Origin of the sequence: Paraburkholderia sp. 40 (genome assembly GCF_050434105.1) — a bacterium.
GTDB classification, from domain to species: domain Bacteria; phylum Pseudomonadota; class Gammaproteobacteria; order Burkholderiales; family Burkholderiaceae; genus Paraburkholderia; species Paraburkholderia tuberum.
The window spans coordinates 445,174-470,295 of sequence record NZ_JBNPVY010000003.1 but is presented as its reverse complement, the minus strand read 5'-3'; the positions used below and the strand labels follow the sequence as shown (position 1 = coordinate 470,295).

Annotated in this window: 21 protein-coding genes and 4 pseudogenes; 11 read left to right on the top strand and 14 right to left on the bottom strand. The window is 62.6% G+C overall.

Features of this window, described 5'->3' with window-relative positions; translation table 11 throughout:
- The first annotated feature begins 753 nt into the window (after positions 1-753).
- Together OKW28_RS17505 and OKW28_RS17500 are read left to right on the top strand one after the other, a co-directional pair.
- Complete coding sequence (locus tag OKW28_RS17505; protein WP_429447592.1) at positions 754-993, top strand: hypothetical protein; 240 nt, start codon at positions 754-756, stop codon at positions 991-993.
- A gap of 374 nt (positions 994-1,367) precedes the next feature.
- A pseudogene (locus OKW28_RS17500) lies at positions 1,368-1,555 on the top strand (transposase zinc-binding domain-containing protein); the annotation flags it as partial.
- Between the two features lie 18 nt (positions 1,556-1,573).
- Here OKW28_RS17500 and OKW28_RS17495 read toward each other — a convergent pair.
- Positions 1,574-2,572, bottom strand: a pseudogene (locus OKW28_RS17495) (glycogen/starch/alpha-glucan phosphorylase); the annotation flags it as partial.
- A 55-nt stretch (positions 2,573-2,627) separates the two neighbouring features.
- Between OKW28_RS17495 and OKW28_RS17490 the strand changes: the two are divergent.
- The 4 genes from OKW28_RS17490 (at position 2,628) to OKW28_RS17475 (ending at position 4,841) form a co-directional block, all read left to right on the top strand.
- The gene (locus OKW28_RS17490; protein ID WP_429448760.1) at positions 2,628-2,870 is read left to right on the top strand and encodes a hypothetical protein; all 243 of its coding nucleotides are present in this window, start codon (positions 2,628-2,630) and stop codon (positions 2,868-2,870) included.
- Between the two features lie 46 nt (positions 2,871-2,916).
- Positions 2,917-3,561 carry an amidohydrolase family protein gene (locus OKW28_RS17485; RefSeq protein WP_429448758.1) on the top strand — a complete coding sequence of 215 codons (645 nt, stop codon included), beginning with the start codon at positions 2,917-2,919 and terminating at the stop codon, positions 3,559-3,561.
- Positions 3,471-4,352, top strand: coding sequence for an amidohydrolase family protein (locus OKW28_RS17480; RefSeq protein ID WP_429448756.1), 882 nt, complete (start codon positions 3,471-3,473; stop codon positions 4,350-4,352). Before OKW28_RS17485 ends, OKW28_RS17480 begins: the two co-directional genes overlap by 91 nt.
- Before the next feature lie 231 nt (positions 4,353-4,583).
- The gene (locus tag OKW28_RS17475; RefSeq protein WP_429447590.1) at positions 4,584-4,841 is read left to right on the top strand and encodes a hypothetical protein; all 258 of its coding nucleotides are present in this window, start codon (positions 4,584-4,586) and stop codon (positions 4,839-4,841) included.
- On the opposite strand, the gene OKW28_RS17470 is transcribed toward OKW28_RS17475, so the two are convergent.
- Entirely contained in the window at positions 4,816-5,730 is a 915-nt protein-coding gene (locus tag OKW28_RS17470; RefSeq protein ID WP_018421971.1) for a LysR substrate-binding domain-containing protein, read from the bottom strand. The genes OKW28_RS17475 and OKW28_RS17470 overlap by 26 nt on opposite strands.
- A gap of 209 nt (positions 5,731-5,939) precedes the next feature.
- Here OKW28_RS17470 and OKW28_RS17465 point away from each other — a divergent pair, with 209 nt between their 5' ends.
- The 3 genes and pseudogenes from OKW28_RS17465 to OKW28_RS17455 all read left to right on the top strand — a co-directional run bounded on the left by OKW28_RS17465 (position 5,940) and on the right by OKW28_RS17455 (position 8,955).
- Entirely contained in the window at positions 5,940-7,016 is a 1,077-nt protein-coding gene (locus tag OKW28_RS17465; protein WP_429447588.1) for an aldo/keto reductase, read from the top strand.
- Between the two features lie 48 nt (positions 7,017-7,064).
- A pseudogene (locus tag OKW28_RS17460) lies at positions 7,065-7,565 on the top strand (DDE-type integrase/transposase/recombinase).
- Positions 7,566-7,623: 58 nt separating this feature from the next.
- Complete coding sequence (locus OKW28_RS17455) at positions 7,624-8,955, top strand: OpgC domain-containing protein (protein WP_429447586.1); 1,332 nt, start codon at positions 7,624-7,626, stop codon at positions 8,953-8,955.
- 196 nt (positions 8,956-9,151) lie between these two features.
- Here the strand turns inward: OKW28_RS17455 and OKW28_RS17450 are convergent, their stop codons facing one another.
- Positions 9,152-9,970: a formate/nitrite transporter family protein gene (locus tag OKW28_RS17450; RefSeq protein ID WP_429447584.1), complete on the bottom strand. Its 819-nt coding sequence runs from the start codon at positions 9,968-9,970 to the stop codon at positions 9,152-9,154.
- A 511-nt stretch (positions 9,971-10,481) separates the two neighbouring features.
- Here OKW28_RS17450 and OKW28_RS17445 point away from each other — a divergent pair.
- Positions 10,482-10,649 (top strand): annotated as a pseudogene (locus tag OKW28_RS17445) (IS6 family transposase); the annotation flags it as partial.
- A 161-nt stretch (positions 10,650-10,810) separates the two neighbouring features.
- On the opposite strand, the gene OKW28_RS17440 reads toward OKW28_RS17445, so the two are convergent.
- The 6 genes from OKW28_RS17440 to OKW28_RS17415 all read right to left on the bottom strand — a co-directional run bounded on the left by OKW28_RS17440 (position 10,811) and on the right by OKW28_RS17415 (position 16,964).
- A complete protein-coding gene (locus tag OKW28_RS17440) occupies positions 10,811-11,716 on the bottom strand; it encodes an NAD(P)-dependent oxidoreductase (RefSeq protein ID WP_429447583.1) in 906 nt (301 codons plus the stop codon).
- 41 nt (positions 11,717-11,757) lie between these two features.
- Entirely contained in the window at positions 11,758-12,912 is a 1,155-nt protein-coding gene (gene yqhD / locus OKW28_RS17435; RefSeq protein WP_429447582.1) for an alcohol dehydrogenase, read from the bottom strand.
- Positions 12,913-13,018: 106 nt separating this feature from the next.
- Complete coding sequence (locus OKW28_RS17430; protein ID WP_187632705.1) at positions 13,019-13,615, bottom strand: TetR/AcrR family transcriptional regulator; 597 nt, start codon at positions 13,613-13,615, stop codon at positions 13,019-13,021.
- A 21-nt stretch (positions 13,616-13,636) separates the two neighbouring features.
- A complete protein-coding gene (pdxA, locus tag OKW28_RS17425) occupies positions 13,637-14,638 on the bottom strand; it encodes a 4-hydroxythreonine-4-phosphate dehydrogenase PdxA (protein WP_429447580.1) in 1,002 nt (333 codons plus the stop codon).
- Positions 14,635-15,969 carry a four-carbon acid sugar kinase family protein gene (locus OKW28_RS17420; protein ID WP_429447578.1) on the bottom strand — a complete coding sequence of 445 codons (1,335 nt, stop codon included), beginning with the start codon at positions 15,967-15,969 and terminating at the stop codon, positions 14,635-14,637. Before OKW28_RS17420 ends, pdxA begins: the two co-directional genes overlap by 4 nt.
- Positions 15,970-15,971: 2 nt before the next feature.
- Positions 15,972-16,964: a 2-keto-3-deoxygluconate permease gene (locus OKW28_RS17415; RefSeq protein ID WP_026226515.1), complete on the bottom strand. Its 993-nt coding sequence runs from the start codon at positions 16,962-16,964 to the stop codon at positions 15,972-15,974.
- Between the two features lie 335 nt (positions 16,965-17,299).
- On the opposite strand from OKW28_RS17415, the gene OKW28_RS17410 reads away from it, so the two are divergent.
- Positions 17,300-18,064 carry a DeoR/GlpR family DNA-binding transcription regulator gene (locus tag OKW28_RS17410; RefSeq protein ID WP_187632708.1) on the top strand — a complete coding sequence of 255 codons (765 nt, stop codon included), beginning with the start codon at positions 17,300-17,302 and terminating at the stop codon, positions 18,062-18,064.
- A gap of 47 nt (positions 18,065-18,111) precedes the next feature.
- Here the strand turns inward: OKW28_RS17410 and OKW28_RS17405 are convergent, their stop codons facing one another.
- The 5 genes from OKW28_RS17405 to OKW28_RS17385 all read right to left on the bottom strand — a co-directional run bounded on the left by OKW28_RS17405 (position 18,112) and on the right by OKW28_RS17385 (position 25,097).
- A complete protein-coding gene (locus tag OKW28_RS17405) occupies positions 18,112-18,513 on the bottom strand; it encodes a RidA family protein (RefSeq protein ID WP_429447577.1) in 402 nt (133 codons plus the stop codon).
- Positions 18,514-18,595: 82 nt separating this feature from the next.
- Positions 18,596-20,977, bottom strand: coding sequence for an acetamidase/formamidase family protein (locus tag OKW28_RS17400; protein WP_429447576.1), 2,382 nt, complete (start codon positions 20,975-20,977; stop codon positions 18,596-18,598).
- A 268-nt stretch (positions 20,978-21,245) separates the two neighbouring features.
- Entirely contained in the window at positions 21,246-22,496 is a 1,251-nt protein-coding gene (locus OKW28_RS17395; RefSeq protein WP_429447574.1) for an acetamidase/formamidase family protein, read from the bottom strand.
- 64 nt (positions 22,497-22,560) lie between these two features.
- Entirely contained in the window at positions 22,561-24,171 is a 1,611-nt protein-coding gene (locus OKW28_RS17390) for an amino acid ABC transporter permease/ATP-binding protein (protein ID WP_429447573.1), read from the bottom strand.
- A complete protein-coding gene (locus OKW28_RS17385) occupies positions 24,171-25,097 on the bottom strand; it encodes an ABC transporter substrate-binding protein (protein ID WP_429447572.1) in 927 nt (308 codons plus the stop codon). Before OKW28_RS17385 ends, OKW28_RS17390 begins: the two co-directional genes overlap by 1 nt.
- Between the last annotated feature and the right edge of the window lie 25 nt (positions 25,098-25,122).

The following is a 25,122-nucleotide window of genomic DNA, read 5'->3' as shown; positions in this document are numbered from 1 at the left end:
CCGGCCCAGTGCGAACTGGGCGAAGTTCCGTCTGCGCCTGGTTCGCCGGGATTGTGGGGCGGGCCAAGCGTCCGGGGTATGCCTGGTCGCTGCGTTGAGCATGTCTTGTGAACTGTCTTTTCATCTGCTGTAGGACAACCTGATTGCTACGTATCAACTCACGGAAGCTCGCCCCCGCTCTGCCACCGGCTGACCGACCTTCAACCTTCACGGCGGTCCCCGTGAATTTTCGAATCCGGCTAGGGAAGCAGGGCTCACGATGAAAGGGTACCAAAACCTGACTCATACGAGATGGGATGCCGATGGCGCTCCCACCCGCCCGCCGAAAATCAGTTGCGCTTGTTACAAACGACCAAATGGCAGAGTGTCCTGTTGGACCTGCGGACGTTCAACGCTGCTCCTTGAACCTCCGGAGCCGGGCATCGACCCGGACGCCCCGAAGCCTGGTCACGCGCGCGGTGTAAGGTACAGCGGCGAATAGCCTGCTCGGATGCGCGTTGCGGAATCTCGCCGGGCGTGGTGAGCATCACCGTTAATGCAAGGGGCAGAACCATGGGATTTTCTTGCCGAACGTTTCTGATCGCTCGCGACGATACCCTCTCGCGGCTCTCAGGCACCAGGTTCAACAGGATGCTGCGAGATCCGGCAAGCCACAGTCTGCCCGTTTTTGCGGGGCAACGAGCGCGAATGGCCAGCGTCGTAGTCGAACTCGTGGCCAGAAACCCGGTGCGCGTCGTTCGGAGCACGTTTTCCATGCTCACTTTCGATGCGGAAGGTCGCATCGACGCGAGCAGATTCGAAAAGCAGCAATTTGCCCTCGCGGAGTCGGTCGTCGCACCTGTCTTTGACGTATTCGATGAAGACATCTATCAAACGGTCGTCGACGCGACTTCCCGATTCATTGCACAGGGAGGCCAATGGGTTCCGTCACGCGCTTTGGCGCGCGTCATAGATCAGACCGCGTTGGGCCAACGACAATGCCGACACCTGTAAGCGGTCGCTCAAAGGCTGCTCTGCGTCATCGAGTTGTCGATTCTCTCGAGTGTCGAAGGTGGGGCAACGGCGATCAGATCATACGGTCCTCGCGTAAGCTGCCACTCACGCGCGTCAAGTTTATGGTTACCCGAATGGCGGGTTTGGCCGATGATCCGTCTGTGGACTTCGCCCCTCGAACGTCCGCAACCTCTTTTTCTGGTGCCGAATGCCAGCCATCTGTCGTGCCCGCTTGACATCATCTCCGTGCAGGTAGATGAAATGCGCTGCGGCACATTTCAAGTACGTGCAGGTGGCCACCGACCTGCTGCGCGAAGTTACCAGTCCGCTGGAGCGTCCGCCCTCCGAGTAACGTGGGCGCAGTGTAGTACCCCATGCTGGAGGTCGCGGACATCTTCCGCGCCCAGGGCCAGTATGGCGACGCACGGTGTCGCTGAGCCTGGGGCAGCTGAAGGTCATGTCGGCCATCGAACTGTGCCGCAGCGCGGCGCTGGGGGGACACTTGCTGCGCTGTTCCGGCTACGCACAGATCGAGGTCGCCTACAACTCCTGTTGCAATCGCGGACGAATCGCGCTCTGCAAGCTCGCCCACACCATTGACAGCATGGCTGCCGATCGTCGACAGATGGGCCATGCGGACCCTCTTCTCCCCTCTCTCGTCGATCAGCGACATTCGCGCGCCGCGGGCATCGTCACCGGGATGCCTTTGCCGAACCTCGTCGAGGAACCGGCGGTTGATCTCGTAGATGATCTCGAGCGGCCGCGGCAGCAGGCTTTGAAACAGTGGTACTCCCCACGTCTCAAGTGCCTCAGGTAGCAGTGTGTGATTGGTATAGGCGAACGTGCGGCGGGTGATGTCCCACGCCTCGTCCCATGGCACGAGACGTTCGTCCACCAGCAGGCGCATCAGTTCGGCTACCGCGATGGACGGGTGGGTGTCGTTCAACTGCGCGATGAACATGTTCGCGAAGTGCTCCACCGGTTCCCGCCTGCGGTCAAGCAGGCGCAGCATGTCCTGCAGCGAGCAGGATACGAAGAAATATTGCTGGGCCAGGCGCAATCGCTTGCCGGCCTCGGGCTCATCGTTGGGATACAGCACCTTTGAGAGCGTCTCGGAGATCACCTTCTCCTGTACCGCCTCATAGTAGTCGCCGGCGTTGAAATCCTGCAGGTCGAATGATTCGACCGCCTCGCTCTTCCACAGACGCAACGCGTTACACGTGTTGACCCGGTCACCTAGTATGGGCATGTCGCAGGCCACGCCTTTGACCTGATGCGCCGGTATCCACCGAACGACAAAACGGCCCTGCGCGTCGATCTCGTTTTTGGTGTGCCCGCCAAAGGCAACATAGAAGCTCACGTCCGGGCGAACGAATTCCCATGGATTTCCCCACTGGAGCCACTTGTCAGTCAACTCGACTTGTGAACCGTCACGGATATCCTGGTGGAAGATGCCGAACTCATAGCGGATGCCGTACCCGATGGCAGGGATTTCGAGCGTCGCAAGCGAATCCAGGTAACAGGCAGCAAGCCTCCCGAGACCTCCATTGCCCAATCCCGGCTCTTCCTCGATCGCCAGCTCCAGGTGCCTCGGGGCGAGCGGCTGGTTCACGTTCCGGCTCGTCGTATTGCCGGTGCTCGTGCCCGGCATCGCGTCGGGCGCATTCATCGCGTTCATGAGTTCGTTCGATAACGTCGCGCTGTCGCTGTTCCTTTCCGATGCGCGCTCCGAAGTGTTGCCGATCCATCTGTGGCACATCATCGAGGACAGCCTGGACGTGCGGGTGGCCGCAGCCTCGGGTGTGCTGATCGTCGTGACCTTGATTTCGATGTTGTTGATGGAGCGGCTCGCCGGACTGTCCCGGCAGTTTCGCTAACCGCTGCAACGAGTCTTTGTCCAATCAGGTGAAAAACGTGCGCAAGATGCTCTCCAACGTGAAGGCTGTGCTCGGCGCCGAGCAGCGTTACGTCCCGCGTCCCGTCGACGTTGTGATTGAAGGCGAGCGGATCGCAGCGGTCGTGGCCGGCGGCAGCGCCACCGACGGCGAGCGCGTGCCGCTCGACGGCTGCCTGCTGGTGCCGGGGCTCGTGAACGGCCACCAGCATTCGCACGAGCATTTTCATAAAGGACGGCTCGAAAACCTGCCGCTCGAACTGTGGATGCACTATGTCCGCGCGCCTCGTCCGGCCAGGCTCACGCCGCGCCAGGCCTATCTGCGCACAATGGTGTGCGCGCTCGAGGCGCTGCGCAGCTGCGCGACCACACTGGTGGATGACGTAAGCCTCGGCCAGTCGATCGACCCCGCCACCGTCGAAGCGATTTTCCAGGCCTATGAAGACGCGGGCATTCGCGCGTTGGTCGGCTTTTCGATGATGGACCGTGCGATCGTCGACAACTTCCCGGACGTCGACACGCGTTCTTTGCTCTGCTGGAAACCCGACTCGCACAACACCATCCGCACCACAACCGGGTTGGCATTGCGATTTCGCCTTCGGCGCCGCAGCGCTGCACGCCTGAATTTCTTGCGCGTTGCCGCGCGTTTGCCGATGCGCATGCGCTGCCGGTGATTATCCATGTGCAGGAAACATGGCTGCATGCAGGTGGTCACGGCGCAGGCCTTTTACGGCAAACCCATGGTGATGCGTCTCGCCGAACTCGGCTTTCTGCGGCCGGCACCTCGCTGATTCACGCGGTGTGGCTCTCGGATGCCGAGATCGAGTGCCTCGCTCAGCCGGGCGCCAGCGTGCAGCACAACCCGTGGAGCAACCTGATGCTCGGCTCGGGCGTGCAACCGGTGCGCGCGCTGCTCGACGCAGGCGTCAACGTGAGCCTGGGTTCCGACGGCTGCGCGTCGACCGTCACCGGCAATATGCTCAACGTGCTGGGCAGCGCCGCAGCGCTTTCAAAGATACGCGGCAACGACCATTCGCGCTGGTTATCGGCATCCGAAGCGCTGCGCGCGGGCACGGGGGGCGGAGCGAGCGCGCTCGGACTCGGCGGCCAGCTCGGCGCGATTGCGCCGGGTTATCGTGCCGACCTGGTGGCGTATCGCACCGATACGATCAGCTTCACGCCGCTGACGGACCCGGTGCGCCAATTGGTCTACGCCGAACGTGGCGCGTCGATCGACAGCGTCTTCGTCGCAAGCGACGCCGTATTGCGCAACGGAAGGCTCACCCGCGTCGACGAGCCGGCGCTTTTGCGTGAAATCAGCGCAGCCTACGGGGCGCTCAGCGCCGAGTTTGATCTCGCCGATGAATCGGTCGCGCCGCTGCGCGCCGAAATGGAAAAGGTGTACGCGCGGGCCCAGACGCTGCATGCGGACTGGAAAACCTGTGCGGCGAAGCTAGCTCGCTGATGTGCGATGTGGCAGGCGCGAGTTGCGAGCGTAAGTTTGCCGGTCTGCGTCGGAGTTCTTAATGTAGCTCCGCGCCGAACGATTGATAGTGCGCTCCACGCATCGGTTCGCCCCGCCCGCTTTGGCCACGGCCTTCTTCCCCGCCGCTGGACTCGAATACCACGTGCATGTTGTGAATTTCGTCCGCCGACAATCGCTCGATGTTGCCAGGAGAGCCCGAGGGCGCACGTCATGTTTGATAAGCCAGCACTGGATACTAACGAACGCCCCGCCTATCTCGCGTTGGCCGACGAACTGATTCGCTACGATACGACGAGCAGCCGATTAAATCTCGGCTTGATCGATGCGATCCTGGACCGCCTTCGAACCCATCACATCGAAGCCTTGCGCCTCGCCCGATACGGTGTTGCTGCCTGGCTTTGCTTGCGAACATTCCCAATAATTGCCCTGATGCAGTGGAGTGTCAGGTCGCCACTGCGGGTAATTTGAGCAAATCCAGAAAAGCACGGGCGACGGGCACGAGTGGTTCTGCGGCGCTGCCCTTGAAAACAGCCGCGAGTTCCCAGCACGGCTCCTCGGCTTCGCGCAGAGTCGCCGTGGCGATCGGCGCGCCACGCGTGTCGCGCACCCTGGCGGAGGCGACAGATTCCGGCACGATCGTTATCGCAAGCCCCTGCGCCGCCAATTCAAGCAACATCGGCATGTCGTTGACCTCGAAGCTGATCTGCCGCTGCAGCCCCGCGGCGGCAAAGCTTCGATCGACGAGCCGTCGCACGCTCCATTCTGGACGCAGATCGGCGAACGTTTCTTCGCAAAGATCCGCGAGCTTTAGCCCGTTAGCCCCCGCCAGTCGATGATGCGTCGCGCAGACGACGACCATTCCCTCACACGCGAACATTTGCGATCCGAGACCGTCCGGTGGCGAATCCGAGGGCTGGGTAAAAGCGAGGTCAAGACGTCCTTCCCGCACCTCGTCGATCAACGCGCGCGAGCCATCGAGTGTCAGGTGGATATCGATCCCGCCGAACGCGGCCCGAAACCGCCCCAAGGTAGCAGGCAGATCGACATAAGGCGCGAGACCGTGAATGGCGCCAATGCTGAGCCGGCCGCGTGCGAGCCCATGCACTTGCGTCACGGCGTGGCGCGCGTCGCGTGCGGCCGCGAGCACCCGCCGCGCTTGCGCGAACAGCACTTCGCCGGCAGGGGTGAAGTCGACTCGCCGCGTGCTGCGGATGAACAACGGTCCGCCCAGCTCGTCCTCCAGTAAGCGGATCGATGCGGACAAGCCGGACTGAACGAGGTTAAGTCGCCGCGCCGCGCGCGTGAAATGCCGCTCTTCTGCGACCGCTACGAAATGTTCCAGCTGCTTCAAGTCCACGTTAGCACCCTTCTCACCACAGACGATTAATCACGAAAACCGCACAATTGGATCATATCTTTCTATTGGAATGTTAAGCCGATCTTCGATATTGTCGGATGCTCCGGAGCGTCAGAGGACCACCGGGCACGAAGTGCTCGCGCAGTGGGGACTTAACGACCGCACCGCGGCCGTGGATTCCGGGCAACATTTATGGAGATTGCTTCATCATGGAATACCGTCAACTGGGCCGTTCGGGCCTGAAGGTGTCCACCATCACGCTAGGCACGATGACGATGGGCGGCAAGGGCAAATTCGCGAGCGTCGGCGAGGTTGGCCTCGACGATGCGCGCCGGCAGATCGACATGTGCATCGACGCGGGCGTCAACCTGATCGATACGGCAGATGTCTATTCCAATGGCGCGTCGGAGGAAATCGTCGGCGAAGCGCTCGGCGGCAAACGCAAAGGCGGCGTGCTGATCGCCACGAAGGCCCGCTTCCCGATGGGCGACGGTCCGAACGATCGGGGTCTGTCGCGGCATCATCTGATAGAGGCCTGCGAAGCGAGCCTGCGGCGCCTCAAGACCGACGTGATCGACCTCTATCAGGTGCACGAATGGGACGGACTCACGCCGCTGGAAGAAACGCTTGAAGCGCTCGATCTGCTGGTTCGGCACGGCAAGATCCGGTATGTCGGTTGCTCGAACTACTCCGGCTGGCATTTGATGAAGGCGTTGCACGTGAGCGAACGCGATCGTCTGCCGCGTTTTGTGGGCCAACAGATTCACTACACGCTCGAAGCACGCGAAGCGGAATACGAACTCGCGCCGATCGCGCTCGATCAAGGGCTCGGCATTCTTGTCTGGAGCCCGCTCGCAGGTGGCCTGCTGTCCGGCAAGCATCGCCGCGACACGTCGCCCGAGGGAACGCGCCAGCTCGCCGGCTGGACCGAGCCGCCGATCCGCGACGCGGAGCGCCTGTGGTCGATTGTCGACACACTGGTCGAGATTGCCGGCGAGCACGATGTCTCGGCCGCGCAGGTCGCGCTTGCGTGGACGCTCGGACGCCCCGCCGTCACCTCGGTCATTATCGGCGGACGTAACGAAGCACAACTGCTCGACAACCTCGGCGCCGCGAATCTTACGCTGACCGCCCAGCAGCGCGAGCGGCTCGACACGGTGAGCGCGCCGCCCCTGCTCTATCCATACTGGCATCAGCTACAGACGGCCCATGATCGCCTTGGGGCGCCTGACCTGTCGTTACTGGGACCGTATCTCGACGCACAGGGTCGGGCTCTGTCGCAGTAAGACGATCTGCGATGGTGAGCGTCCTTGAAACGAACGATGTAACCGACGATGAAGACGCCAAACGCCGGCGTAGCAAGTTGCTCAAACGCCTTCACTATCGGTTGGATGTAATCCTGAAATGATGGCTGAGCGTGGAATCTCGGTGCATCATTCGCACCGCGCACCGCTGGGCGATAAAACTGTTGCCGGTGCTGTGGAGAAGTCGTTTCGCCATCGCAGCGTCCCGTCGGCAAGAGCTGACGTTTCGATGAAACCTACATCAAGGTCAAGGGCCAATGGAAATATCTGTACCGCGCCGTCGACAAGGCCCGTGCGTATGAAACGTCCATCAAGATCTGCCAGTCCAAATACCTCGACAACCTCGTCGAACAGGACCGTCGGGCGATCAGGCGACGCACGCGATCCATGCTGGGATTCAAGACATTCCGCTGCGCCCGGATCCTGCTGGGCGGCATCGAAGTAACGCACATGATCGGCAAGGCACAGATGAAGTGTGCTCGCCGAACCCATCTGTCCACCGCCGGCCCATTTTACGACCTCGCAATATAAGCAGTACTGTGCATATCGATCTCCTTCGCCCAGCATTCCTTACTGCGACAAAACCACCGTGAGTCGAGATTCCACTCGTTCAAAGAGCGTCGATTTCCTGCGCGGCCTGGCGTTGATCGTGATTACACTCGACCACGTCTCGCACAGCGCTCTCTCGCATCTGACACTGCATACCTATGCATTTTGCGACGCGGCCGAAGTCTTCGTCTTTCTCGGCGGCTATGCGAGCGCCGCCGCTTATTGCGCGATGACAGCGCGCGGTGGCGCAGCGCAGGCTCAGCGCCGCTTTCTAAAACGCAGTTGGGAAATCTATCGTGGCTATCTCCTGACGGCCGCTCTGATGCTGCTGTGCGGCCTGGCAATGATCGCGTTGCACATTCACACCGCCGTACTGACCTACACCGATGCGCCACTGTTTTTGGTCCGGCCGTTCCAAACGCTACTCGATATCGCCACACTACGGCGCCAGCCTGATCTGGCTGCGGTGCTGCCGATGTATATCGGGTTCGCGCTGTGTGTGCCGCTGGTCGCGCCGGTCGTTCGCCGCCAGCCGGCCACCGCGTTGCTGGCGAGCCTGGCGTTGTGGCTGTGCGCACCTTCGCTTGCGCATCTGCTGCCGAGCGCCGACCCGATCGGCTGGTCATTCGATCCGTTCGCGTGGCAGTTGATGTTTGTGCTTGGCATGCTATGCCGACTGCATCCGGTGTCCGCCGTGTTCCAGGCTTCGCGCGCCGGACTGCGGCTGACCTGGATCGCGCTTGTCGTCGCGCTGGCTTTTGCCACTTACAGGTTGCTGATTGACAACCAGCCGGAACCCGGCTATTTGAAACAGCACCTGAGTTCCCTGAGAGTTGTCAGCTTCGTCTCGATCGCCTGGCTGGTCGCCCAGTTGAGCCGGCTCGGTTGGATCGACCGGCTGGCCGCGGCGCTACCGCCAGTGGTCACGGTCGGTCGCCAGGGGCTGACCTGTTTTATCTGGGGAACGCTCATTTCGATCGTTGCCGACACCGCGCTGCAGGTCGCGGCGTCCGCCTTCCATACACGCACGCAAGCGGTTGCCGCGGCGCTATCGGCCGACTTGCTGACGATCGCAGCGGTACTCGCCGTCGCCATCGCTACTGCCAGGCTCAAAGCGAATCGCCCGATATCACAGCGGCAGCACAGAACTGGACAATACGGATGCCGAGCCGTTGCTCCGAAACAAGAACGGTCAATAGCGGGGCGCCGTGTCTGGGAGACGCGCCGCACTTCTTCTTCACGGTATCGGTTCGAGTTCCGCGGGGTATCGCGCCCAGCCGGCCGGTCTCCAAGAGAGCTTTCGGGTCGTGGCGTGGGTCGCCCCGGGTTACGGTCAGAGCGCACCATTGCGGGTTGCGACACCGGGGATTGAGGGCTATGCCGACGCGCTCACGGACCTCATGTGGGCACTGGACATCGGCATCGCTACCATTGTCGGCAGTTCGCGTGATTGCCGCCGCCTTTGCGAATCGCTTTCCGGAGGCGGACCGCTCGCTGGTTCTGTCGGCACCGAATTGTCGCCGCGGACATCTGCGGGGCAAAGCGAAGTCCCGAGAAAAATCGCCGCGTTAGTTCGTGCGAACGCCGCTCGCGGACACGGCTGCGCGGGCTTTCGAACGATGACCAAGACCGCTCTCTTGCAGCCAATAGCCAAGGCCGACGAAGATTCCACCACCGGCCAGATTGCCTAGCGTGACAAAAAGTTCGTTATGCAAAGCACCGGCAAACGTGATGTTGGCCGGGTGCTGGCCGATTAGTGCAAGCGCGAACACGAACATGTTTGCGACGCTGTGCTCGAAGCCGCAGGCAACAAACGCAAACACGGGCCAAAAGATCAGTCCCAGCTTTGCACCGTCATTGTTCGTTCGAGCTGCCATCCAGATCGCCAGGCAGACAAGCCAGTTGCACAGCAGGCCCTTCGCGAACAGCGGGACCCCAGGCGTCGCCATCTTCGTCTCGACCGTCTTGAAGAAAATCTCTGAACCGTCGGTTAGCAGTACTCCCCCCCCGGCTGCGTGCAGTATCACCGCGAGCACGACAGCGCCGATCAGGTTGCCGATCCAGCATGTCACCCACACTAGGAGCATGCCACCCACGCCGGTCTCACCCCGAAATACAGCAAGAGGCATATACATCGCCGTGCCGGTGAACAGATCGGAGCCAGCGAATACCACGATGGTGAGGGCACACGCGAAAACCCCCCCCATGATGAGGTGCACATAAGCTGGATCGACATGCGAGCCAACTGAAAACATAAGAATGTCGCCGAACCCGATATAGGCGCCAGCCATTGCCGCGCCGATAAGGAAAGTGAGCGGCGAGCGGAGAACGACCGACACTTTATACGCACCGGCTTTCGAGAACTTATCAATACTGTCTGCGTACATCACTGCTCCAGAAAAGAATCCCCCGTATCGGCTGCCCGGGGGAGCGGCAAATTAGCGCACATAATAGGTCGGTATAAGCCGTTCTTCATTACCAAACCGGCCTGAAAAGGTAACATCAGCCACTTCTTGATGCTGTATCCCTGTCGGAGGGCGGCTTCTGTGCTCCTTTCTGTTGCGGACGCATCGAAAGGGCGTTCGACCTAAAGATCGCTTGCTTAAATAGAGAGATGTTCTTTGAGTTCCTGCCCGCGTGCGGCTGCCGGAACCCACGCTCCACGCGCCTTTCATCCGAAAAAGGGCTCTGGTGCAAACAGCGCGGGGGCAAATCGGTCAAGGTATCGGGCTGAACGAATTGAGAGCCGACGATGAGCAAGCCGAAGAGCCTTGACGAACTGTTCGCAGGCCGTCACTTTGACCGCGATGTGATCATTCTGTGTGTTCGCTGGTTGCGGTGGTCCTGCTCGACCGAATTATTGAGATATTTCGAGCATCGGACCCTCGTGTCAAGTCCCGGACGAAAGTCATGCTCGGCTTCAAACGTTTCAGGAACGCAGCGATCACTCTCTCAGGTATTGAGTTGGTACACCGTATTCGCAAAGGCCAATTCAGTCTTGGGAAGCTCGGCCTCAAAGATACCGCTGCACCCGCACTCTGGAAGGCCGTCCTGTCTGTTTCATGAGGTATCCTTTCTATACGAAAATCTTGTCTACACCACCTATTTGCACCAGAGCCAGATTCGGATGGTAGCCCCTGGACGGCTTACTGCGGCCGCGGCTGGCCGCGGCAGCGCTCGTCATCGTGTGGCTCAGCGTGAAGACCGCCGAATCAGTCGCGAGGCGGCTAGGTCGGAAAGTGGACCGGCTTGCTCATGCCCGCATCGGACAACGCACACAACGCTACCGCCGACCAGTCGTGCGCGGCGCCCATCCCTTGCGAACGCAAGGTCAGGAAGCGGTCACGCACGAGGCTCGCCAGCGGCAACGGCACACCCAGCGCCTCGGCGGCCGCCAGCATCAGCCGGTTGTCCTTCTGGCCGAGCGGCAACGAAAAACCCGGCGGCTGGAACTGCTGGGACGCGATCAACGGACCGTAGATCTTGTACGGCGGCGCGTTGAAGTTCGCGCTCGTCAGCAATTCGACGAGGCGCATCGGGTCGATGCCAGCCTTGCCGGCCACCGCACAGGCCTCGCCCAAAGTCTCAATGATCGCGGACAGCATGAAATTGCCGATCAGCTTCACAAGGTTCGCCTGCGAAGGATCCGTGCCGACGATGCCGACCGACTGTCCGAGTTGCTCGAGAAGCGGGACCGCGACGGTGAGATGCGCGTCCTCGCCCGCGGCCATGATGAAGAGCTTGCGCGCCGCCGCGGCGTCGGGCCGGCCGAATACCGGCGCGGACACGAAAGGGAGTTCCGCTTCGCGGTAGCGCGCCGCGTGATCCTGCGCGGCCGCCACGCTAATCGTGCTCATCGAGATATGCAGCGCGCCCGGTCGCAGCGCGTTAGCAATACCGGCCTCGCCGAACGTGACGGCGGCATGCGCGGCATCGTCGGCGACCATCGTGAACACGACGTCAGCCGACGCCGCGGCGTGCGCCGGGCTTGCGGCGACCCGTGCGCCAGCGGCGCGCAAAGGCTCCGCCCTCGCGGCAGTGCGGTTGAAAACATGCACCTCATGCCCCGACTCGATCAGGTTCATCGCAATTGCGGCGCCCATCGAGCCAAGCCCTACGAATCCAATCTTCATGGCGATAATCCAGGAGAACAGTCAAGCGGATACGGGATCGCTCAGACTGCAAGTTGATAGACCTGGCGGCTGACTTCGAGCGTCACGTTGCCGTGCTCGCCCAACGCCGTCATCCCGTGCTCTTCAAGTTTGTTGATCAACGTGCCGATGGAACTGCCGTCAATCTGATAGTCGCGCAACCGGGTCCCGAGCGACATGCGCTCGAAGAACACGCGGGTTGCCGTGATCGCCGCGCTGATGCGCTCGTCCTCGCTACCCTCGGTAATGTTCCAGACGCGCTCCGCGTATTGCAGCAGCTTGGCGTGCTTCTGTTGCCGTCGCACGCTCAGCATGGCCGGCAGCACAATCGCGAGCGTCTGCGCATGGTCGAGCCCATGCAGCGCGGTGATTTCGTGGCCGAGCATGTGAGTCGCCCAGTCCTGCGGCACGCCTGCGCCGATCAGGCCGTTGAGCGCGAGCGTCGCGGTCCACATGAGGTTGGCGCGCACGGCATAGTTGTGCGGCTCGGCAAGCGCCTGCGGGCCCACTTCGGTCAACGTGATCAACAGCCCTTCAGCAAAGCGGTCCTGCACTTTCGCATCGACCGGGTAGGTCAGGTACTGCTCGACGACATGAACGAATGCGTCGACGACGCCGTTGGCGATCTGCCGCGGCGGCAGCGAGTAGGTCGTGACCGGATCGAGCACGGAAAATCGCGGATAGGTTGCATCGCTGCGAAACGGCAGCTTGTCGCCTTTCGCGCGATGGCTGATCACGCCGCCGTTGTTCATTTCGGAACCCGTGGCCGGCAACGTCAACACACTGCCGAACGGCATCGCGTCGCGCACTTCAACCTGTTTCGCGAGGATGTCCCACGGCTCGCCGTCGAACTTCAGTGCGGCCGCGATGAACTTCGTGCCGTCGATCACCGAGCCGCCGCCGACTGCGAGCAGAAAGTCGAGGTCGCGCTCACGTGCCAACTCGACCGCCTGCATCAAGGTTTCGTAGGTGGGATTGGGCTCGATGCCGCTGAACACGAAATAGGGGCGCTCGCCGAGCGCTGCCTGTACTTGCGCGAGCACGCCATTGCTCTTGATGCTGCCGCCGCCGCACGTGATCATCACGCGCGCGTTGGTCGGGACCTCGGTGTCGAGTGCGGCGATCTGGCCTTCGCCGAACAGAATGCGAGTTGGATTGTGGAAGATGAAGTTTTGCATGGGGACCTTGCTTTCCTGCATTGATATGACCGGTCGTCTCAACTGCGGACAAACCGCGCACCGCAGAGCGACTGCGCGCCGCCCGGCGCGCCGACCTCGCTTACTGTTATTGCCGGGACTTGAAAAACAGATCGAACATCGAATGCACACAGGCCTTCAAAGGTTCGACCGAGTCCTCCAGCTTCATCCGCAACAGGCTGCCTTCCCACATGTTCCAGAAAAGGTCTGCCATTGCTTCAGCCGGAAGATCGCGGCGCACCGAACCGAACTCCTGTCCTCGGCGCAGGTACTCCGCACAACGCATGCGCCATTCGTCGACCGTCAGGCGCGCCGCACGACGGCACAGATCGCTCGACTGCGCGATCTCGCCGGCAAAATTGCCTAACAGGCATCCGCAACGATCTTCACAAGCCTCGTAGTCGGCCACCATGCGCTCGTAGATGCCGCGTAGCGCGAGCAGCGGATCAGGCGCATCCACTTCGATCGAATACTGCTGCCACTCTGCCGCCTGCTCGTCCGCGTAGTGACGCAGGATCGCCGCGCCAAACGCTTCCTTGCTGTCGAAGTAGTTGTAGAACGAACCCTTCGGCACGCCGGCGCGCGCAACGATGTCCTTCACGCCGGTGCCGTGATAACCGGTTTCGGCAAACAGCGCGACGCCGGCCTCCAGCAGCTTCTGGTGAAAGTCCGCGGTTCTGCGCAAAGGTGCTCCCATCGCCGCGCTTCAGGCTCGCCGCGTGGCGAGCTCGGCGCCCTGACGCAAGGCTTCGAGGAGACTGCGCTCATCGGCAATGCCCTTGCCGGCGATGTCGAACGCCGTGCCGTGATCGACCGAGGTGCGGATCACATCCAGACCGACCGTCACATTGACGCCCGCCTCCAGCCCAAGAACTTTGACCGGACCGTGACCCTGATCGTGATACATCGCGACCACCAGGTCGAAATCGCCGCGTCCGGCGCGGAAGAAAAGCGTGTCGGCAGGCAACGGACCTTCAATGTCCCAGCCTCGCTCGCGAAGACGCTGCACCGCGGGAACGATCTTTTCTTCTTCCTCGCCGTAACCGAACAGGCCGTTCTCGCCCGCATGCGGATTGATGCCGCACACGGCGATGCGCGGATTGGCGATGCCGGCCTTCACGAGCGTCGCGTGACCGCGTTCGATCGTGCGCTGCACGAGGCCCGGCTCGATCTTGCGAATCGCATCGATGATGCCAATGTGCGTGGTCACGTGAATCACGCGCAATTTAGGCGCGACGAGCATCATCGAGACTTCGTCGATGCCGGTGAGATATGCGAGCATCTCGGTGTGGCCAGGATACTTGTGACCGCCTGCGTGAAGCGCCTCCTTGTTCAAGGGCGCCGTGCAGATCGCGTCGATCTCGCCGGCTTTTGCCAGCTCGACCGCGCGCGCAATGTAGCGGTAGGCGGCGTCGCCTGCGAGTGCCGACAGCTTGCCAAATGGCAGGTCGACGGGAATCAGCGCGAGGTCGATACACTCGATGGTCCCCGACTCATAGCGGGCCTCCGACGCGTTCTCGATACGACGCACCGTGGCGCTACCGCCGAGAATCTCATTCGCGCGTTCGAGGCGTGCCGCATCGCCGATGACAAGCGGGCGGCACTGCTGATAGACCGACTCGTGCGTCAGGCTCTTGACCACGATCTCGGGACCCACGCCGGCTGCGTCGCCCATCGTGATGCCGATGACAGGAAGGTAGTTGCTCATAGTGTTTTGGCTGAATTCCGTGGGCTCGTGTTGCTAGCCGTTGAGGGTGTGGAGGGGCCGGCCGGGCTGCTGACTTCTGGCCCGCCGCGCGCGGAGTCGGTCGCGCTCCTCAGATGAAGGTAAGCGCCGTACAGCGCATGCGCGCTGCCGAATGCGCCGGCCTTGGTGACAATCCTGAGGTGCTCGCGGCCATGCGGACGCGCTACCGCGACGCCCGGCTCGATCTCCGACAGTAATTGCAAACTGGCGATACCGACCGCGCTCAGCATCGCGCGCGCAGTTTCGCCGCCGGTGGCGATCAGTCCGCTGAGATGCGCAAACGATGGCGCAACGAGCGCCGCCAGCGCCTTCGACAGATGCGCACCTTCGGCCGGATTGAACGCTTCGTCGCGCCCGATTCGCAGCAGCAGATCGGTGCGTTCGCCAAGGTGAGCGGCCACGCGGGCCTGCCAGCCCGGCCATTGCGGATGCCGCTCGGCGTCTCGCAGCAAGACGGGCGGCACCACGATCTCGGCGATCCCCGCACGCTCGCGCAGCATCGCGCATTGCTGCTCCGAGACCGCCGAGAGGCTGCCGACCAGAATCAGCACCGCGCCGTCCTGCCGGTACATCTGCGACGGCGCCGCGTTTTGGTCCGGCGCGGGCGCGGACTGGCCGCTCACCAAAGCCAGCTCGCGAGCCAGTCCGCCGGAGCCGACCCAGAAGAACGCGCCGTCCAGCGACGCCGTAGCCTCGGCGAGCGCCCTGAGGTCCGCATCGGTTTGCGCATCGACGACCAGCGCCTGCATGCCGCCGCGCATCATTGTGCCGATGGTCTCGCGCAATGCCTGCCGATCGCCGCGCAGTGCCGCGACCCTCAACAGCGCCGTGGTGAGGCCCGCGGACTCCAGCATCGTCGCGAGATCGGCAGAAGGTTCAGCGTGTTCGAGCTGCCAGGTTTCGGTCTCTTCGAGCGGAATGCCGTGCACGAAGACCCGGCCGTCACACACAGTACGCCCGGTTGCCGGGTAAGCCGGCGCGACAATGGCGAGCCCCGCGAGCGGCTGCAAGCCGGCGACTTCGGCGGCCCAGTTGCCGCGCAAGGTGGAATCGATTTTTTTGTACAACCGGCAGGCCGGCGCGCCGTATACCTGCCACGCCGCGCCCGTGCAACGTGCCGCGTCAGCGGGCGACATACGGCGCGTGTCAGTATCCACCGCGATCACTTCGGCGTGCAGCGTCGCCTGCGCCGCCGTGAGGCTCACCGCCGTGCGCAGACCAGCAGCGGCGAAGGCAATCGCGCAATCGGCGGCGCCGGACAGGTCGTCGGCGACGATCACAAGTTTAGTCATGCTCAACGTGTCGCTCCGACGGTCGAGTCTCTCGCTTCCGTGCGCGTGGCGACACGCTTTGCGACGGCCGCGGTGAGTATGGGCGAGACGATGGCCGTCACGACCACGCACGCGGCAACCAGCAGCGTCGCACTTTTGGCGGCTTCAGCGTAGACCGGATTGGCCGCGGCGATCAGCGCCGGCACCGCCGCGCCGTTGCCCGCCGTGTTGGCGGCCGCCACCCCAGCGACACCCGTGCCGCCCGTCAGCCGATCGGTCAGGTAAAGGGGAATGCCCGTGACGATCACCACGGCAATGCCGAGGCCGATCCCCAGCAGGCCCGCTTGCCATACCTTGTGCAGGTCGAGGCTCGCACCGAGCGCCAACGCGAAGAACGGAATCATGACCGGCACGGCGCGGCCAAGAAAGGCGCGCATTTCCCGGTCGAGATTGCCCAGCAGCATGCCGGCCGCCAGCGGCAGGACGCTGCCGACCAGCGTCTGCCAGGGAAACGCCGAAAGCCCGGCCACGCCGAGCGTGACCATGGTGAGGAACGGGCCGGATTCGAGCGACATGATCGTGTACGCGCCGACGTCTTCAGATTTGCCATATTGCCCCATCAACGCCATGTAGAGGCCGCCGTTGGTGTCGTTCATCGCGGCGACCACCGCGAGCGTCGACATGCCGGCGAACAGTCCGGAGGAGACGGGCATCTCGCCAAGAAAATGGCCCAGCACGAAACCGACGACAATCGCCGTCCCCACCTTCGCGGCAAACAGCGCGCCGCCCTTCTTCAGCAGATAGGGCGTCGCCTTGATATCGATGGACGAACCCATGCACACGTAGAACACAGCAAGGATAGGCAACGCACCCGTAAACAGCGCATTCGTGAAGGAGCCGAAGAATTTCGGCATGCCCGGCAGAAAGGTGGCGATGACTGCGCCGAGCAGGAGCGGGACGATCATCATTCCGCCGGGTACGCGTTCGATTGCGCGCTTGATGGGTAGTTGGGCCATAGTTGTCTCACGGTTGTTTGTGATCGATATGATCACTTTAATGATCGATTCAATCATTTATGAGTGTACGCCCGCCCTCCGCTTCGCGCAAATATTTCTCGAATAGCCCTTTTTGCAGCCGGCATTTTGAAAATGATGGGGCGATGGGCTTCCCGGCTGAATTGATCGATTCAATCAATTCAGTCAATTTGACGCGGCAGGCCTGCAGCCGCGGGCGGGGCACATTCGCGCGGCGCACACCTGCCTGCCCCGCCCCATTGCCCCGCCAGCCCGTTTGATTACACTTACGCGATTCGACGCCTTTACACGGCGCACCACCCAGGCAAATCATCACCATGAAAGTTACGAACCGCCGCGAGGCAATGCTGCAGGCCGTCCTCTCCGGCATGACCGATGTCAGCGCGTTGTGCGAGCACTTCGGCATGTCCGAGGCGACGGTCCGCCGCGACCTGCGCGCGCTCGCCGACGAACGGCGCATCGTGCGCACCTACGGAGGCGCGGCCGCTTCGCTCGGTATTCACGAACCCGAGGAATCGCTCGATAGCCGCCGCGAGAGTTTTCGCGAGCAAAAGGAGGCCATCGCGCGCGTGGCCGTGAGCCATGTGCAGGATGGCGACGCCATCTTTCTCGACGGCGGCACCACCACCGCGGCAATGGCACGTTTGCTCGCCGGCCGTCGCGAGGTTCGCGTTGTGACCAACAATCTGTTGGCCGTCAACACGCTCGCTGCGAGCGAAGTGCCCGTCACGCTGATCGGCGGCGATCTGCGTCCCACCAGCATGAGCACGCTTGGCCCGCTTGCGCAGCTTGCCTTGAGCCGCCTGTCGGTCGACAAGGCATTTCTCGGCGCGGACGGCGTGGTGGCTGACCGAGGCCTCTGCGAGGCGTCAGCGGAGCAGGCCTACCTTAAGGAATGCGTCATCAGGCAGGCTGCCCAACTTTTCGTGCTGGTCACCTCGCACAAACTGGACCGCGCAAGCCAGCAACACTGGACACCGCTCGAACGCGAGTGGACGCTCGTGACCGATGCCCGTCGCGACGCACCTGAGATGACCTCATTCCTGTTGCACGGCGAGGTGACCGTCGAGACGGCGCGGTAGCATGGGCACATTGACTACCAGGTATAACGGCTGCATCGAGTCGCTGTTCAACCCGGCCTGCGAGCAATGAAGTCAATTTCGACGAGCGCGTCACGCGCCAATCCGGTTACGCCGATACAGGTCCGCGCCGGCAATCTCCCGGCCGGAAAATAAGCTGCATAGACCGCGTTCATCGTCGCGTAATTCCGTTTGAATTCGGTCAGGAAAATCCGCGCCGAAAGGACATGTTCGAGGCCCAGCCCCATCCCTTTCAACACCAGTATCAGATTGTCCATTACTCGCGTCGTCTGGGCGGCCACGCCTTCGGGAAGCGGTGCGTTGTCATCCTCCGGCGACGTCGGCATCTGGCCGGTGAGAAACACCCAGCCGTCGTGCTCGGTTGCATGGGAGAAAGGGCCTACCGGTGTCGGGCCGCCCTCGACCATCCAGAATTTTGTAGATACATCCATCTGCGACAACTCCGTGGAAACAAGGAAAGCATCGTGCGGGCACCGCTTCGGCAGACCGATCGGGCACGCACGACAAGATGATTTATTCCGCGAACAAGGCCTTGCGGATGATCGCGTGCACACCCCAGTTGCCGTCGACGACCTGTGTCACACCAAAGTCGACTGCGACCGACATCAACGAGATTGCTTCGTCTTCGGTAAGGCCCTTGGTCGTCATCAGAAAGCGGCGTGTCTTGATGAACGCGTCACGCATCGCGAGATCCAGCGTCGACTTCTCGTAGACCTTGCTCTGCGCGTGCGTGCCGAATTCAGCCAGATAGTTGGCATGACTGAATCCATGCAGCACCCACTCGTCGGCGGTTTCGACGAGCGGATACGTGAGATCCGCATACGGTTGGCCGGCCAGAGTTGCTCTCTTGTGCAACACCAGTTGGAACTCGCCCGTCAGCGAGCATTCGATCGCCGTCCCACATAGCTCGGAATCGCCCTGCGATGCGTGCGGATCCCCGACCGACAGCAATGCGCCGGGAACACCCACCGGCAGATAGACGCTCGCACCCTGTGCGACGCGCCAGTTGTCCAGGTTGCCGCCGAACGCGGACGGCGGAATCGAGTCAATGAGACCGTCCTGTTGCGGCGCGACCGCGATCAGACCGAAATGCGGGCGCACCGGAATCTTGACACCCTTGAGAATTCCATAATTTTCCTCAACGGTGGAATGATCGACCGGAACGCCCGGATAGTCGATGGTCGGATGCACGACACCGAACGGATCGCATTGCGGCGTCCAGCGGTAGTTGTAGACCGCGCGCGCAAAGGGCGTGCCCTGGTCCGGCCGGGGCTCTGCGTCGAGTTCGTAAATCGTGACGACTTCGCGCGGTTTAGGCTCGGTCAACAATTCACGGTAATGGAAACCCCACCACGCGGCCGCATTGCTGCCGAACGCCCGCCCGCTGAATTGCGGATTCGCGCAGCGCCGCGGATGCACCTCGAGGATCCTGACTTCCAATATGTCGCCCGGCTCGGCGCCACGTACCGCAATCGGGCCGGTGCAGATATGCACCCCAAACCCTTCGCCTGCGCCTCGACCGTAGATCGATGCGTCGATCGGTCCGGCGCCGCGCCGGTTCACGTTTTTGCGCTCGGCGGTCCAGTGGAACACGCTTTCAGCGCCTGGATCGCCGGCCACCATACGCGCCCAGTCGTCCGACGCATGCTGCGTCAGTGTCTCGATCGTCACGCTATCGCCGCTGTCGACTTCGAGCACCGGCTTCAGGTCGTGTGAGAAATAGCCCCAATGTACCGTGTTGGCCGTTGCACGCAACAGATGGTGGCGCGGCTTGCCGGACCGGCTGCTGATTGCCTGCCTCGAGCCGGTTCGCGTGTCGACAGGGCGACTGGCTACGATCGCACCGGCAGCGTCGAGCGTTGCTTCCCGCGCCGCGGTTTGCGCGGGAACCAGCAGCGCATCCGTGTTGAGCGGCAATCCGCGCGAAATGCGCTGCACCACATGTCGGGCCAAATCGAGGCTCGCTTCATGACGGAAGGCGCGCGGCGACGTCTTGTACTGCTCGCGAAACGCACGGCTGAAATGCGCAGGATCGTTGAAGCCCCAACGAAAACAGATATCCGAAATCGACGTCTTTTCGTGGAGCGGATCGACGAGTTCGGCCCTGCAGCGTTCAAGGCGGCTGAGCCGCAAATACGTGGAGAAGCTCTGGCCGGCAGTTTCGAACAGCTTTTGAAGGTAGCGCTGCGAGACGCGCTCCTCTGCGGCGAGACGCGTGAGACTGATGTTGGGGTCGCCCAGTTGCGCATCGATACTGCGGCACACGCGCGAGAAGATGGCCGCCTGTGACGATGTCAGTCCGCTAATCGGCGTTTCGCGCTGTTGCACGGACAGAATCGCCACCAGAAACTCGACCAGTGCGAGCTCAAGCGGACGCAGGTCGTTGGCGGACAACGTCTCCACGCCTTCCGCAAGCGACGCAAGAAAACCGGAAAACACATGCCCGACACCGACATCTCCGGCGATCCGGCCGGCGTTCATCGACGCTGCAAACAGCCGCCCCCTGATCGCCGAGCGCGGTACACGCGCGACAAAAGCGCGGAAATCGGTCGCGAAGAGCAGCGAGGCGCCTTCGCCCGACGGCAGAAAGACCAGGTCGTTCACTGCCAGAGGCTGACGTCCGCTGTTGGCCTGCAGCGTCGCCACACCGTCAAGGTGCAGCACAATCAGCACGCCGTCGCCACCGGCAGCATTTGGTTCGAGCGTCTGCGCCACCGACGCCAGCAGGCCTAGATCGAAACCGCCGGGCGACCGCTGCGTGACGATCGTGCCACGCAACGCCCGCACAGAAGCAATCGCACCGCTACGCCACCCCATCGTGTCAAGCGCTTTAACCCACGCGCGAAGCCGTTCGGCCTCCGAATAGGACTCGGTAGTAAAGCGCAGCAAATCCAACGTTGACTCCAGAACAGACGCCCGTCGCACGAGCCCAATGCCCGCTACCCGAGGACAGATTCGACGAGCGGTACGGGCCGCCCAAAAAAGCAATAACCGCACCAACTCGGGTCGGGGCATCGCAAGGGCGCGGCGCCCCGAACGCCGGTGCACGCCCGACACGACGATTGCGCGCGCAGGCACCAGCAACGCCCCTGTGCACCGACCTGACGCATACGGGACGCCCGCGCACACGCGCGGCGAATCCTTGCGGCCCGAGCGGGACCTCTCAGCGGCCAGCGCCGCCGACAAAGACGTTCTTGCGAATTGATCCATGCACACCCCAATTGCCGTCGACCACTTGTGTGACGCCGAAATCCGCGGCGACCGACATCAGCGCAATGGCCTCATCCTCGCTTAGCCTGTGCACGGTCATCAGGAAACGGCGCAGCTTGCGGAACGCGTCGCGCATTGCCTTGTCGAGGCTCGCGTGCTGTGCCACCTCGGTCTGTCCGGCCGGGCCGAGTTCCGCCAGGTAGTTGGCGAAAGTGAATCCGTACACCGACCATTGATCGTCGGTTTCCAGCATCGGGTGCGTGAGGCCTTCGAGAATCGTGCCGCCGAGGTCATTCTTCTTGTGCAGCACGAACTCGAAGTCGCCGGTGAGCGAGGTTTCGATCGCCGTACCGCCAAGTTCACTGTCACCCTGCGCCGCATGAGGATCGCCGACAGAAAAGAATGCGCCTTCGATCGCGACCGGGTAATACATCCGCGCACCTTTTCCGACGCGCCAATCGTCGATATTGCCGCCGGTGTAGCTGGGCGGAATCGAGCTGACATAGTCGAGTTCCGCCGGCGCGAGCCCCATCGTGCCGAAATGCAGCCTGGCCGGCACCTTCACGTTCGGCAGGATGTTCTCGCGTTTGTTCACCAGCGTAGGGTCGACCTTGACGCCCGGGTAATCGATCATCGCGTGGACCACGCCGTCCGGGTCGGTTTGCGGCGTCCACACGTAGTTGTAGACCGCACGCGCAAATGGCTCGCCCGAGGTATCGAGCTCGAAGATCGTCACGACTTCACGGGGCTTCGGCTCCTCGATGAGATCGTGGTAATGAAAGCCCCACGATGCGGCGACATTCGAACCGAAACAACGGCCGCGATAGCACGCATTGCAGCTTGGCCGCGGGCGCACGTCGAGGATTCGCACTTCGAGCACGTCACCCGGCTCGGCCCCTTCAATCGCGACCGGCCCGGTCAGCAGATGCACGCCGACACCTTCGCCCGAGCCGAGCGTAAACGGTCCATCGGTTGGCCCCGCGCCCCGGCGCGGCATGGCCTTGTGCTCGCGAGTCCAGTGGAAGATGCTTTCGGCGCCTGGGTCGCCCGCGACCATCCGTTCGTGGTCATCGTTCGCATGGTGGGTCAGCGTCTCGATGGTGACCCGGTCGCCGGAACGCAGCGTCAACGCGGGCGCGACCTGCTTGCTGAAGTAACCCCAATGAACCGTTTCAGGCGAAACCGGGAGTGTATGGTGCTTCATGTCTGTTCGAACCTTGTAAGACGCCCGGCACGAACGGCCGGGCGATGCTGAATGGCGCGCGCCGTCAAGACGCGACTTCGAGCCGGTCGTCCGCGCCCATCACGCTCAGGAATCGAGCTGTCAACGGATGGCGCGGCTGGGCGAGCACTTCATGCGTGGGTCCCTGCTCGACCACCGCGCCGCCGCTCATGAACACGACGCGATCGGCGACCTGATCGGCAAAGCGCAACTGGTGCGTGGAGATGATCATGGTCAGGCCGCCTTCGTCCACGAGCCGCTGAATCACGTCGAGTACCTCGCCGACGAGTTCGGGGTCGAGCGCGGAGGTCGGTTCGTCGAGCAGCAGCACGCGAGGATTCGGCGCCAGCGCGCGGGCAATCGCGACGCGCTGCTGCTGGCCGCCCGACAGATGTCGCGGCAACGCATCCGCGCGATGACTGAGGCCGACGCGTTCGAGCAGTTCGCGCGCGCGGCGCTCGGCGTCGGCCGGTGGCATCCCGTGCACCCAGCGCAGCGGCCCGGCGATGTTCTCGCACGCCGTCAGATGGCTGAATAGATTGAAATGCTGGAACACCATACCGACGCCGGCACTCGCTCGCTCGTTGGCGAGGTCGCCCTGTGTCATTGGCTGACCGTCGACCCGAAAACCGATGCGCTTGCCGCCGATCCGGATTTCGCCGGCATCCCACTGCTCCAGGTGATTGATACAGCGCAGCAACGTGCTTTTGCCCGATCCGCTCGGCCCGAGCAGCGCAATGACCTCGCCGAAGCGGACAGTGAGGTCGAAGCCGTCGAGCACCGTCTGCTTGCCGTAACGCTTGCTCAGCCCTTTCACCTGCACCGCCGCTTTCTGCGTCTGCAATAGCTCGTAGCGGCTTGCGCGCTCCGCATGGGCCTTGCGCGCAACCGGCACGGGCGGGGCGTCGAGCTGCGCACCGACGGATAGCGTCGCGCTTGCGGCGGAGGGCTCCGCGGCGAGCGCGGCCCGGCGCCACGGCAGCAGTCGCGCAAAGCGTCCGGACGGACTGCGATCGAGATCGAGCGCGGTTTCGGCGAATAGCTGGATCGCGGCAATCAAGCCGGTCAGCACGAGATACATCAGCCCGGACGCAAAGAAGATCGAGAAGAAATCAAACGTCGACGACGCGAGTTGCGTGCTGCGCAAGGTCAGTTCGTCGACCGCGATCACGGAGGCCAGCGACGAGTTCTTCAACGCGCTGACCGATTCGTTGCCGAGCGCCGGCACCATGGTGCGGATCGCCTGCGGCGCGATCACACGGCGCAGCAACACGGTCGGCGTCATGCCGAGCGCCTGCGCCGCAAGAACTTGCCCACGGTCCACGCCGAGCACCCCGGAGCGCAGGATTTCCGCGATGAACGGCCCCTCGTTCGCCGCAAGCGCGAGACCCGCGGCGCCCATCGCGCTCAGCTTCAAACCGATGTGCGGCAGCGCGTCGTATGCGAACACGAGTTGCAGGATCAGCGGCGTTCCGCGAAAAATCACCGTGTAGCCGCGTGCAATGGCGGCAAGCGGCCCCACCTTGCTCAATTGCATGCTCGCGAGCATCAGTCCTACGATCAGACCGCCTGCCAGCCCGAGGAGCGTGACTGCGATGGTGAAGCCGATGCCGCTTAACAGATACGGCAGGCCGACATAGTGCAGGAACAAATTCATCAGTTCGAGGCAATCAGCTTGGGAGTTTCGAGATTTTCAGCACCAAGCGACCACTTCTTCAGCAGCTCGGTCTGGGTGCCGGACTTCTGGATGGCGACGAGCGCCGCCATTACCGCCGCGCGCATTGTCGGATTCGTTTTGGGTACGCCGATACCGATCGAATACGGCAGTGTCACCGCATTGGCCTTTTCGAGCTGGCCCGGATACGCCTTGACCGCCTGGTCCACCGTATTGACGTCGTTGATGTACGTATCGGCGCGGCCTGAGAGAATCGCCTGGATTGCGTTCGCGTTGTTGTCGTACAGCTGCACGGCGGCTTCCGGCTTATTCGCCGCCTTGCAAGCCGGTGCGAGCTTCTGGATCAGCGGCACTTCGACGTAACCGGTGTTCTCCGCAGCAGTCGTGCCGCACATCGTCTGGTTGATGCCGCTGATTTTCTTCGGATTGCCCTTCGCAACCAGCACGCCGTCGAACACTTTCGAATAGGTGATGAAGTCCGCCGCCTTCGCGCGCTCCTCGGTCGCATAGATATCGGAGATCACGATGTCGGCCTGACCGCTTTGCAGCGTCGCCAGCAGCGCCGAGAACGCGACAGGCTTGTACGCCATCTTGAAGCCGAGGCAATTGCCGATCGCCTCGCCGAGATCGATGTCGAAGCCGATGTATTTGGTCGGATCGTTCGGGTCCAGCGCTTCGTAACCCGGCGTGTGCGGGTTGATCGCGTTGATCAGCGTCTTGCCCTTGAATTGCGGGTATTTCGCCTGCAACGCGGCGCACTCGGCGGGCACCGGCGCGGCGGCTTGAGCGTGACCCGACATCAGCAGCGCCAGCAGACTGGCCGCGCCGAGAAGCAGCTCGCGCCAGCGGCAACCAAAACCGCCTGCGCGCGGCATGCCACGTCCATGACCGACAATATTTGTGTTCATCCCCATACTCCTGAACGGCAGATGT

Coding starts and splice junctions, on each gene's coding strand:
- OKW28_RS17415 (WP_026226515.1), bottom strand. CDS start 16,964: ATGGCCCAACTACCCATCAAGCGCGCAATCGAACGCGTACCCGGCGGA.
- OKW28_RS17385 (WP_429447572.1), bottom strand. CDS start 25,097: ATGAACACAAATATTGTCGGTCATGGACGTGGCATGCCGCGCGCAGGC.
- OKW28_RS17395 (WP_429447574.1), bottom strand. CDS start 22,496: ATGAAGCACCATACACTCCCGGTTTCGCCTGAAACGGTTCATTGGGGT.
- OKW28_RS17390 (WP_429447573.1), bottom strand. CDS start 24,171: ATGAATTTGTTCCTGCACTATGTCGGCCTGCCGTATCTGTTAAGCGGC.
- yqhD (WP_429447582.1), bottom strand. CDS start 12,912: ATGCAAAACTTCATCTTCCACAATCCAACTCGCATTCTGTTCGGCGAA.
- OKW28_RS17485 (WP_429448758.1), top strand. CDS start 2,917: ATGCTCTCCAACGTGAAGGCTGTGCTCGGCGCCGAGCAGCGTTACGTC.
- OKW28_RS17405 (WP_429447577.1), bottom strand. CDS start 18,513: ATGGATGTATCTACAAAATTCTGGATGGTCGAGGGCGGCCCGACACCG.
- OKW28_RS17505 (WP_429447592.1), top strand. CDS start 754: ATGCTCACTTTCGATGCGGAAGGTCGCATCGACGCGAGCAGATTCGAA.
- OKW28_RS17420 (WP_429447578.1), bottom strand. CDS start 15,969: ATGACTAAACTTGTGATCGTCGCCGACGACCTGTCCGGCGCCGCCGAT.
- OKW28_RS17465 (WP_429447588.1), top strand. CDS start 5,940: ATGGAATACCGTCAACTGGGCCGTTCGGGCCTGAAGGTGTCCACCATC.
- pdxA (WP_429447580.1), bottom strand. CDS start 14,638: ATGAGCAACTACCTTCCTGTCATCGGCATCACGATGGGCGACGCAGCC.
- OKW28_RS17410 (WP_187632708.1), top strand. CDS start 17,300: ATGAAAGTTACGAACCGCCGCGAGGCAATGCTGCAGGCCGTCCTCTCC.
- OKW28_RS17475 (WP_429447590.1), top strand. CDS start 4,584: ATGTTTGATAAGCCAGCACTGGATACTAACGAACGCCCCGCCTATCTC.
- OKW28_RS17450 (WP_429447584.1), bottom strand. CDS start 9,970: ATGTACGCAGACAGTATTGATAAGTTCTCGAAAGCCGGTGCGTATAAA.
- OKW28_RS17440 (WP_429447583.1), bottom strand. CDS start 11,716: ATGAAGATTGGATTCGTAGGGCTTGGCTCGATGGGCGCCGCAATTGCG.